Annotated in this window: 6 protein-coding genes; 5 read left to right on the forward strand and 1 reads right to left on the reverse strand. The window is 38.1% G+C overall.

Annotated features, from left to right (window positions below; all coding sequences use genetic code 11):
- Positions 1-5 precede the first annotated feature (5 nt).
- From VJ937_RS15445 to lpxK, 4 genes are all read left to right on the forward strand, one after another.
- Complete coding sequence (locus VJ937_RS15445; RefSeq protein WP_324068558.1) at positions 6-2,129, forward strand: hypothetical protein; 2,124 nt, start codon at positions 6-8, stop codon at positions 2,127-2,129.
- Between the two features lie 156 nt (positions 2,130-2,285).
- Positions 2,286-5,657: a SpoIIE family protein phosphatase gene (locus tag VJ937_RS15450; protein ID WP_324068560.1), complete on the forward strand. Its 3,372-nt coding sequence runs from the start codon at positions 2,286-2,288 to the stop codon at positions 5,655-5,657.
- A 147-nt stretch (positions 5,658-5,804) separates the two neighbouring features.
- The gene (gene dnaK, locus VJ937_RS15455) at positions 5,805-7,727 is read left to right on the forward strand and encodes a molecular chaperone DnaK (protein WP_324068562.1); all 1,923 of its coding nucleotides are present in this window, start codon (positions 5,805-5,807) and stop codon (positions 7,725-7,727) included.
- 132 nt (positions 7,728-7,859) lie between these two features.
- On the forward strand, positions 7,860-8,951 hold the full coding sequence (gene lpxK, locus VJ937_RS15460) for a tetraacyldisaccharide 4'-kinase (RefSeq protein ID WP_324068564.1): 1,092 nt from the start codon (positions 7,860-7,862) through the stop codon (positions 8,949-8,951).
- Here lpxK and ribD read toward each other — a convergent pair.
- Positions 8,928-10,016, reverse strand: coding sequence for a bifunctional diaminohydroxyphosphoribosylaminopyrimidine deaminase/5-amino-6-(5-phosphoribosylamino)uracil reductase RibD (ribD, locus tag VJ937_RS15465; RefSeq protein WP_324068566.1), 1,089 nt, complete (start codon positions 10,014-10,016; stop codon positions 8,928-8,930). The two genes, lpxK and ribD, sit on opposite strands and share 24 nt — an antisense overlap.
- 104 nt (positions 10,017-10,120) lie before the next feature.
- On the opposite strand from ribD, the gene prmC reads away from it, so the two are divergent.
- Complete coding sequence (gene prmC / locus VJ937_RS15470; protein ID WP_324068568.1) at positions 10,121-10,960, forward strand: peptide chain release factor N(5)-glutamine methyltransferase; 840 nt, start codon at positions 10,121-10,123, stop codon at positions 10,958-10,960.
- The last annotated feature ends 66 nt before the right edge of the window (positions 10,961-11,026 follow it).

Genomic DNA, 11,026 nt, shown 5'->3' on the forward strand with positions numbered 1-11,026 from the left:
ATATAATGCGAAAATATATCCTGTTTATCCTGTTGGCACTATTTGCATTTTCACTTTACGGGCAAAAGGGAATAGTGAATAATGGTGCCAGAATTGTAGTGGATAATGGAGCCTATATCAAAATACAGGGTGACAACACTACAGGTTATACCAATGAATCTTTTGGCTCACAACATGGTCGGATTGATCTCAATGGTGAAATACAACTTGATGGTTATTTTCGAAATAATGCATCAGCCGGTGAGGTTTTTATCAATCTTGATGGCACTGGAAATGTTCTATTTAGTGGAACATCCAACCAGGGAATAGGGGGATTCGGGCCCATCACTTTTGAAAATCTTGAACTAAATACCCCGGGCATAGATCTTAATACCAGTATTTTTATACAAAATGGCATTATTTTCAGTCAGGGTAATATTGTAGTCAATAACTATATCCTGGCTTTTGGATCCAATGCGGTCATAATGGGCTCAGCGGGCACAAATTCAATGCTGATCCCTGGTTCAAACGGAGTACTGAGAAAATATTTCGATAATGCACAGACCTTTACATTTCCAATTGGAAGTAATGTAGAAACCGATTATATCCCCGTAACTATAGATCCTACAGGAGGAACTTATAACGGAGGCTTCGTCGATTTACAAATGACAGAAGCTAAACATCCGGAAAACAGTAATCCTACAGATTATATAACCAGATACTGGCAGTTATCCGAAACAGACATCTCAGGATATGATGCCCAGCTTACTTTCACTTATGCCGAATCTGATATTGTTGGCAATGAAAATAATTATTATACGCTTCGGTATGATGGCAGCTTTTGGGATGTCTTTGATGCCGTCAATACCGAGAATAATACTTTAACTGCTTCAGTAAGCGAAATGGGCGAATTTACAGCGGGAGCAAATGAACTGGAGACTGGCGAATTAGTGGTTTCACATTCTGGGTTAACCGAAGAAAACCTCAATGGGGCTGTCATTGATTTAACACTTGTTGACGATGAATTCGAAAACAGCACTTTAGATCCAACCAACTTTGGATTACAGAATGTACCACAAGGCTGTGAAATTCTTACTGTAGACTATGTTTCTACTACCACTGCAACAATGACCCTGGCCTTTGATGGAACCGATTTTGACACAGATTATACAGATTACGCCATCAATATGACAAGCGCTGAGGTTGCCTCAGATAATGATTACACATCTAATGTCTTATTGATTTCAGCAACCGATGATAATGAGACTTTAACCATTATTGATCCGCCTGCAATTACCGAAGGCTCAGAAGATGGTCATGTTTTTAGTATCGAGTTATCAGGAGGTACATTTAATCCGGTGCTTAATGCAGATGCCTGGTCTTGTAGCTGGCTGCCCGAAGGCGTGACAATGAGTGATGTGTTATACCTGAGCCCCACAAGCGTAGAAGTACATATCAGTGGCAACCGTGTGGCAGACTATGACATTAATCAATTTGTTACAATAGAAATTGAACCAACAGAATATAATGATGCTGAGGGCAATGCATTAATTAGTGATAATGATATTGCATTTCAAGCTCGTAATGAACAATTAACGGCATTGACAGACACGATCTATCAAAGCAACCTGGATAATATTGAAATTTATTTTGAACTCATAGATGACTGGATTAAATCTGCTCATTTTACAATTGAAGATATTCGCCTTTACGGCGAACCTGAAGGACTCAGTGTTGAAAACATTACAATGACCGATTCTACACATTTTAGTGCTGTATTGTCATACACTGGTTCCGGTATTGGGCAGGATAACCCATTTAGCTTCGAAATTGCGGATAGCGTTTTGTTTGGAGTGGAAGCCCTTAATTCACAGGATATTATTATTTCCAGCGATGTAGGTATAAATGAACAGGAAGGTGCTGTGGAATTATATGTAGCCGGGAGTGATATTTATCTTAAGCAACATCAACTTGTCCGAAAAGGTAGTTTGATAATCTTTGAATTAAACGGGCGCAGAATCCGGGAGTATAGCGTTAAAGCGAAGAGTGCAAGCCTATTCAGGCCAATACTCAAAGATGGAATGTACTTAATTCAGTTTTTAACCGATGGTGGAAAATTATATCAAACCAAAGGTGTTGTTAAGAACTAATAGCTATTAAATTACGAAAAAGGAGGCAATTTTATTTGTCTCCTTTTTTTATTGGTTGTATTTTTAATTGGATTTTGCTAAAAAAGTTGTTTTAACTGATTTTTGTGAACAAAAAATGACTTGCTTTTTTTAAATAATGTAAGCACCCTAAGAATAATGCAAAAATTAATATACATTTTTATTTTTACATTGGTTTCTTTTGGCAGTTACGCACAGGTAAACCAGTACGGGTATCCTTTTTATAAGTACTATGGAATGACCGATTATGGCGGTACTGAACAAAATTGGGCTCTGGTAAAAGATCACCGTGGCATTGTATACGTGGGTAATAATGACGATGGGATTTTAGAGTATGATGGCAAACACTGGAGGCAAATTTCAATTAATAACAATTCAATTGTAAGGTCTTTAGCCGTTGATGATGATGGTGTTGTTTATGTAGGTGCTGTGGATGAATTCGGTAAGCTAGTACCAGATGATAAAGGTATGTTGCACTATCAATCATTACTTCCTTTGGTTGATTCGTCTAAAGGGGAGAATTTCAAAGATATATGGAAAACATATGTTTTGGCAGACACCGTATATTACGCATCATTTAACCGGCTTTTTAAATACTTCGATAACAAAATAGAGGTAATAGATTTACCACAATATACTAACTTTACCCATTTGATTGATGATCAGATTTATGTAGGTCAGTTTTATGATGGGCTGTTGAAATATGATCCAAAAGCAGAAAATACAGAAGATACAACATTTGTTACAATTGATAGCCGGGTCATCAATAACAAAAATGCTTTTGTGCTTGAAAAACTCAGTGATAGTATAGTTTTAATTGGCACACTTGATTCCGGGTTATTCACCATGACTCTGCCCGAAAATAGAGTAGCCCGGGCACCATATAAAGAGATTAACCAGTATTTAAAAGAAAATCAACTTTATAATGCTGATTTAACTACTCAATATAAAGCTTTTGCAACGCTGCAGGGTGGAATAATGGTGGCAAGAGATTTTAAGCCCTACGAAGTATACGATCAAAAAACAGGATTGCCGAGCGATGAAACAGTTTCATCAGTATATTCAGATAGCGGTATTAATACGCCCTTATGGGCGACCCTGAATAACGGTATTATCAGAGTTGATTGGCATTTACCTTTCAGGGTTATGGACCAAAGAAACGGCTTGAGTGGCCATTTGCTCGATATCATACGTTTCAATCATGAGCTTTATGTAGGAACCAGTTCGGGATTATTCAAGCTAACCTATGATGGTTTTAACCCCAAATTTGAAAAAATTATCGATCATTCGGTTTGGGATTTACAACTCTATACATACCCGTATAACTCTAAAAAAGTTCTCCTGGTAGGCACTATTAGGGGCCTTCATGAAATTACAGAAAATGGTTATAATGGTATAATAGAAAGAAGGATAAAAGGAATTAAGCAAGAACGAAACTATTATATTTATAAAATAGCAATACCAAACCCCGATAAACCAAATGAATTAGCAATAGGCACAAACGATAATTTTATAATTCTTAAAAATGAGGGTAATTCCTGGACACGTGAATTAAAAAAAGATATTGATTCAAAGGTAAGAGAAATCGGTTATTACGACGGTGCTTACTGGCTAGGAACTAGTTTTGAGGGAATTGTAAAATACACCAGGGAGGATGATAAGATTAGGCGCTATAAAGATGAGGAAGAGCTAGGATCAATTACACAGAATAGAATTGTAATTGATAATGACAACTTATATGCACTTAACCCAGCTGGTGTATTTAAATACGATAAAACTACAGATAGCTTTAAACAAGATAACGAACTTGGTAAATTGGCTGCAATTACCAATATGGGTGTTTCAGCATTAAAATGGGATGAAGACCACTACTATTTCAGCATGATAAGTGATGAGAAACAAAGAATTCGCAGAATGAGTAAAGACGGGACATGGTCAACTTATGATACCGCAATTTTTAACAGGTTACCCAATGTTCAGTACGATGCCATTTATCCGGAAAAAGATGTGGTTTGGTTTGGTTGTTCAAAGGGTTTATTTGCCTATGTCAAAGACATGGAAAAAGGGTTTGCAAATAAATCATTCAATACGTTGATAAGAAAGGTTGTGCTTTATAAAGACTCCTTAATTTATGGAGGCTATACAAGCAAATTAGCGGCTGAAAAAACCGGACAGGGGAAAAAAGAACCCATTTCATTCCGGTATAGCAGTAATGATATAGAGTTTACTTTTTCGGCTCCTTACTATGAAGAAGAGGATAAGCTATTATACTCTTATAAACTTGAAGGGTACGATGATTTCTGGTCGCCATGGGATACAAAAACCGTTGAAGACTATAATAATCTGCCTTCCGGCGAATATACCTTCAAGGTAAGGGCACGCAATATATACGGCTTCGAAAGTGAACCCGACGAAATGGATATATCCTTCGGGGGCGATCGCAGTACTTTTAGCTTCAGTATTTTACCACCATGGTATCAGACTATTTGGGCCATTATCGGGTATTTTATCGTATTGGTTTTTATTATTCGCGTAATTGTTCAGTGGCGTACGCGTAAATTACAGCAAGAAAAAGAGAGGCTTGAAGAGATTGTCAGGGAACGAACTGCAGAAATAATGGAGAAGAAAGAAGAAATTGAAAAGCAACGTGACGAAATTGCCGAAAAAAATCAAAGTATTACCGATAGTATCCATTATGCCAGTAGAATACAGCAAGCTTTACTACCCTCCGAAAAAATGTTCTCAAAAGCAGTGCCCGAACATTTTGTGTTATTCAAGCCACGTGATATAGTCAGTGGAGACTATTATTGGATGACACAAATTAAGAATAAAACAATTCTTGTGGCTGCAGACTGTACCGGCCACGGGGTTCCGGGAGCTTTTATGAGTATGCTGGGCATGTCTTTCTTCAATGAAATTGTCAATAAAAATGTTGTGACAGACGCCGGAGAAATCCTTAACCAGTTAAGAGCACATGTGATTGAAGCCCTAAAACAAGAGGGTGACGATGCCAAAGCGAAAGATGGAATGGATCTGGCACTTTACGTGATAGATAAAGACGAAAATATGGTATATTATGCAGGGGCCAACAATCCGCTGTATATCATCAGAAAACAAACAGAAGAAGAGAAAAAAGCCATAGCAGAGGAAGACAGCTCAAAACTTCCAAAGCGGGCACTTTACGATGATACATTTATCTTAGAGGAGATTAAGGCTGACAAAATGCCTATTGGTATCCATATTAAGAAAAAACCATTTGAAACTAAAGAAGTTCATATTAAAGAAGGAATGAAATTATATACTTTCTCCGATGGCTATGTCGATCAGTTTGGTGGTCCCCGGAGAAGAAAATTTATGTCCAAATCATTCAAAAAACTACTCTTCAATATTCACCAGAAACCCATGCAGGAGCAAAAACAAATATTAGACGATCGCATTGAATCATGGATAGAAGAAGGAGATGAAATTCAGGTTGACGATATTGTTGTGCTCGGCGTTACAGTCAATTAATTCCAGAAGTTGACAGTATGACATGAAATTTGGGGCGTTTCTGCCCTAAAAATGTCATTTTTGCGCATATTTTTATGTTTCTACCTGTGGCATAAACATTGAAACATATTGTATGAAATTTTGAATATAAATTAAAAAACATACAATATGAGTAAAGTAATAGGAATTGACTTAGGAACAACTAACTCGTGTGTTGCCGTAATGGAAGGGAATGAACCCGTAGTAATTCCTAACAGTGAAGGAAAACGCACAACACCTTCAATGGTAGCTTTTGTGGAAAATGGTGAACGTAAAGTCGGTGACCCGGCAAAACGTCAGGCCATTACAAATTCACAAAAAACCATTTCATCCATTAAAAGGTTTATGGGTGAAACCTACGAAAATGTAAGTAAAGAAGTAAAAAGAACTTCATACGAAGTTGTAAAAGGTGACAACAATACACCACGCGTAAAAATTGACGATAGAAAATATACACCCCAGGAAATTTCTGCTATGGTACTTCAAAAAATGAAGAAAACCGCAGAAGATTATCTTGGACAAGACGTAACAAGTGCTGTAGTGACAGTTCCTGCATATTTTAACGACTCGCAGCGTCAGGCAACAAAAGAAGCTGGCGAAATTGCAGGTCTTAAAGTGGAACGCATTATTAACGAACCTACTGCAGCTTCATTGGCCTATGGTCTCGACAAGAGAGACAAAGACATGAAGATTGCTGTCTTTGACCTTGGTGGTGGTACATTCGATATCTCTATTCTTGAATTAGGCGATGGTGTATTTGAAGTAAAATCAACCAACGGTGATACTCACCTTGGTGGTGACGACTTTGATGAAGTAGTTATCGACTGGTTAGTAGATGAGTTCAAAAAAGACGAAGGTGCAGACCTGACTAAAGATCCAATGGCTATGCAGCGTCTCAAAGAAGCAGCAGAAAAAGCTAAGATCGAATTGTCAAGTGCAACCAGTACAGAAATCAACCTTCCATACATTATGCCTGTTGATGGTGTGCCTAAACACCTTGTGCGTTCATTGAGCCGCTCTAAATTTGAGCAACTTGCAGATCAGTTGATTCAGGCTACGCTTGAGCCTTGTAAAAAGGCAATGAGCGATGCCAATATCAGCAACTCCGATATTGACGAGGTAATTCTTGTAGGTGGATCAACACGTATACCTGCAATTCAGAATGTAGTAAAAGATTTCTTCGGTAAAGACCCTTCAAAAGGTGTAAACCCTGACGAAGTTGTTGCTGTTGGTGCTGCTATTCAGGGTGGTGTCTTGACAGGAGATGTAAAAGATGTATTGTTGCTTGACGTAACACCGTTATCTCTTGGTATTGAAACCATGGGTGGCGTAATGACCAAGCTCATCGAAGCCAATACTACAATACCAACCAAAAAATCAGAAACATTTACCACCGCGGCAGACAATCAGCCTTCTGTAGAAATTCATGTGCTGCAGGGTGAACGTTCAATGGCAAAAGATAACAAGTCAATTGGTCGGTTTCACCTCGATAATATACCGCCGGCACCTCGCGGAGTACCACAAATTGAAGTATCTTTCGATATCGATGCCAATGGTATCATGAATGTATCGGCAAAAGATAAAGGTACCGGAAAAGAGCAAAGCATCAGAATTGAGGCTTCTTCAGGGCTGAGTGATGATGAAATCAAGAAAATGAAAAATGAAGCTGAAGCCAATGCCGAAGAAGACAGAAAAGCAAAAGAAAGGATTGACAAAATCAACCAGGCTGATGCTACTATCTTCCAGACGGAGAAACAATTGAAAGAAATTGGGGATAAAATTCCGGCTGATAAGAAAAAACCAATCGAAGAGGCGCTGGAAAAACTCAAAGAAGCGCATAAGAAAGAAGATGTAGAGGAAATCGATAAGGCAATAAACGAGCTAAATACTGTTTTCCAGGCTGCTTCACAGGAAATTTATAATGCTCAGCAGCAACAAGGCGGAGGACAAGAGCAACAAGATCAAGGTCAAGGTCAGGCTCAGGATGACTCCAAGAAAAAGAAAGGTGGAGACGATGAGGTTACTGACGTAGATTTTGAAGAGGTGAAGTAATAGGTTAGCATTATTATAATCAAAAAGGGGTGCAAAGTGCATCCCTTTTTTTTATCCTGCACTGTAGCAGTATAAAAAAATTGCGTTTTTAGCATTTTTTATTTACATTCGGCAAACTCAAAAAGGCATAATATGTTCCGTTGGCTACTGCTACCATTTACTTTTTTATACAGCATGATTGTCTGGATTCGCAACAAGATGTTTGATCTTAACCTATTGCCATCCAAGGAGTTTAATATTCCTTTAATTTCAGTAGGCAACATTACGGTTGGAGGAACAGGTAAAACACCACATGTTGAGTATATCGTGCGATTACTCCATGAAGATCAAAAAATAGCAGTGCTTAGTCGGGGTTACAAAAGAGAAAAGAAAGGTTTCATTGTTGCCGGCAAAGAATCAACTTCATCAGAAATTGGTGATGAGCCCAAACAAATAAAAAGGAAATATCCTGATATTGGCATGGCTGTGGATGGCAACCGTGTAAAGGGAGTTGAAAAACTGATGAAGGGAGCAGCGGGTTTTGACCCTGACGTAATTTTACTTGATGATGCCTTTCAACACCGCTATGTAAAACCAGGCTTATCCATACTACTCGTTGATTTTAACAGACCCCTTGAAAAAGATTACATCATGCCTTACGGCCGGCTCCGGGAAAGTATGTATGAGAAGAGAAGAGCCAATATTGTAATTGTTACTAAAACACCCAAAGAGCTTAAACCAATCGATAGGCGCATTATAGCTAAAGAGATGAAGCTCTTTCCTTACCAAAGTCTTTATTTTACCTATCTTAAGTACGGGAATTTAACCCGCGTTTTTAGTCAGGACAAAGCACTTAGCTTTGAAGAGGCTAAAGAAAAAGAGTTTAATGTGCTGCTAATTACCGGTATTGCCAATCCTGTACCATTAAAAGAACACCTCTCTGAATATTTCAGTAATATAAGTCATCTGAACTTTAGCGACCATCATAACTACGGCCCTAAAGATGTAAAACGTATTATTAAAGCATTTGATAAGATAGACAGCGACTACAAAATAATAATCACAACCGAAAAAGATGCTATTCGCATCAGTGATTCAAAAAGTTTTAAAGAATCGAGTTTGCCTATATATTATGTGCCGGTGGAGGTTGAGTTCCTCGACGATGATAAGGAAGATTTTAAAAAGCGGGTTTTTTCTTATATCTCAAACAATAAAAAACCATCAAGCCTTAACCGTACGATCTAATAAATCGCTTTCGCGGAAGTATTTGTATAAGATTGAGTTGCCCATAGGTGTTTTTGAGGCAGGTATTTCCTTAAAATCGGGAGCCTTTATACCATCTTTCAAATGTATTTCGCCTATAAACCTGCGTGTTTCATCCCACATATTTGCATTGATAAAGTGCTGAAGCACATAGGCACCGCCTTCTACTATTACAGATTGTATTGAACGTTTAAAAAGCTCCTCAATAACTGCATGTATGATTGATGATTCCTGCCCGATCTTGATGTACTCAATTGTGTTGTTTTTCTCAGCTTTCAGCCAATTAAACACAAGTGTTTTTTGGTTTTTATCCAGGATATGATATCCGGAAGGTACCTTTAGTTCAGGATCAATAAGTATGCGTAAGGGATTGCTTCCATGCCACTCTCGTGTATTTAATTTGGGGTTATCGAGTAAAGCAGTATTTTGTCCGACCAATATACTCTGTTCTTCTGCTCTCCAGCGGTGTACCAGGTGTTTAGCCATTTGATTTGTAAGCCATGTGGGGCGCAAATCGTCAGTATTATCACGATATATATCTAAAAAACCATCAGCACTTTCCGCCCATTTTAAAATAATCCATGGGCGTTTTTGGGTGTGGTAAGTAAAAAAGCGGCGGTTTAAAAACCAGCCCTGAGCCTTTTTAACCCCATGTATAACTTCTGTGCCGGCAGCCTCAAGTTTCTCAATCCCTTTCCCTGCCACTTTGGCATAAGGGTCAACATTACTGATTACAACCCGGGGTATTTGATGCGCAGCAATTAAATCGCTGCAGGGAGGAGTTTTACCATGGTGCGCACAAGGTTCAAGATTAACGTAAAGCGTTGCTTTCTTCAGCAGATCAATTTTTTTAACCGAATGAATGGCGTTGACTTCGGCATGGGGTTTACCATAGGCCCTGTGAAAACCTTCACCAATAATTTTATCTTCGTGTGTTATTACACATCCTACCATGGGATTCGGGGCTACATGACCAGCACCATTTTCAGCCAATTTAAAACACCTTTGCATCATGCGTTTGTCAAAATCTGTTATTTCTTGTCCCATGGTATATCTTTTACTATTACTTTTATATTTTTTGAAGCTATTTGAATATTTAGCTCCCATTTAGTATTTTTAATCCTGATCAAAGTTAATTTATATTTTTTTCAATGACATACCAATCTTTATTAAAATCCTTTAGAGCAGCTCTTGCAGGGACTTATGAAACCTCAGAGACAGATAGTTTGTTTTTTGTTGCGCTTGAGCACATCACAAGTATGTCCCGAACAGATTTTTACCTAAACACCAGTAAGGAAATAGAAGACAAACAGCATGCATGGTTCAAAGAAATATCAGAACGGCTAAAAACCGGCGAACCAGTGCAGTATATTCTCAATGAAGCCTGGTTCTTAGAACGGAAGTTTTATGTCGATCATAATGTACTCATCCCCCGGTCTGAAACTGAGGAAATAATCGATATTGTAAAGCAATACGCTCCAAATGCCCGCAGTATACTTGATATCGGTACCGGATCAGGTTGTATTGCTGTTTCATTAAGTCTTGCAATGCCGGCAAATGTTTGGGCAATGGATTATGATGCACAAATATTGAAAATTGCTAAAAGAAATGCGGAATTCAATGATGCGGAAGTGGAATTTTTCAGGGACAATATCCTTAATCCAATGAAAAACCGGGAAAAACCTTTTGATGTAATTGTCAGCAACCCACCATATGTAAAAGCATCTGAAAAGGGCTTAATGCAAAAAAATGTATTAGATTATGAACCTGATATAGCCTTGTTTGTGGAAGATAGCAATGCATTACAGTTTTATGAAGCTATAAAAAAGTATGCCCAAAAAAATCTTTCGGCGACGGGTGTGATTATTATGGAAATTAATGAATCCCTTGGAGCTGAAACAAAAAATCTGTTTGATAGCGCTTACAGAACAGTAAAAGTAATAAAGGATATTCACAATAAAGACAGATTTGTAATAGCCGCACATGACTAAAGCTGAATATAGTAAATATCTTACAAAAGCCATGCAATGGTGCAGTCATACAGAGCGATGTAAGAC

Origin of the sequence: Salinivirga sp. (genome assembly GCF_035268865.1) — a bacterium.
Taxonomy (GTDB): Bacteria; Bacteroidota; Bacteroidia; order Bacteroidales; family Salinivirgaceae; genus Salinivirga.

What these genes read in the sequence shown, in the direction of transcription:
- ribD (WP_324068566.1), bottom strand. Translation starts at nt 10,016, where the DNA reads ATGGGACAAGAAATAACAGATTTTGACAAACGCATGATGCAAAGGTGT.
- dnaK (WP_324068562.1), top strand. Translation starts at nt 5,805, where the DNA reads ATGAGTAAAGTAATAGGAATTGACTTAGGAACAACTAACTCGTGTGTT.
- lpxK (WP_324068564.1), top strand. Translation starts at nt 7,860, where the DNA reads ATGTTCCGTTGGCTACTGCTACCATTTACTTTTTTATACAGCATGATT.
- VJ937_RS15450 (WP_324068560.1), top strand. Translation starts at nt 2,286, where the DNA reads ATGCAAAAATTAATATACATTTTTATTTTTACATTGGTTTCTTTTGGC.
- VJ937_RS15445 (WP_324068558.1), top strand. Translation starts at nt 6, where the DNA reads ATGCGAAAATATATCCTGTTTATCCTGTTGGCACTATTTGCATTTTCA.
- prmC (WP_324068568.1), top strand. Translation starts at nt 10,121, where the DNA reads ATGACATACCAATCTTTATTAAAATCCTTTAGAGCAGCTCTTGCAGGG.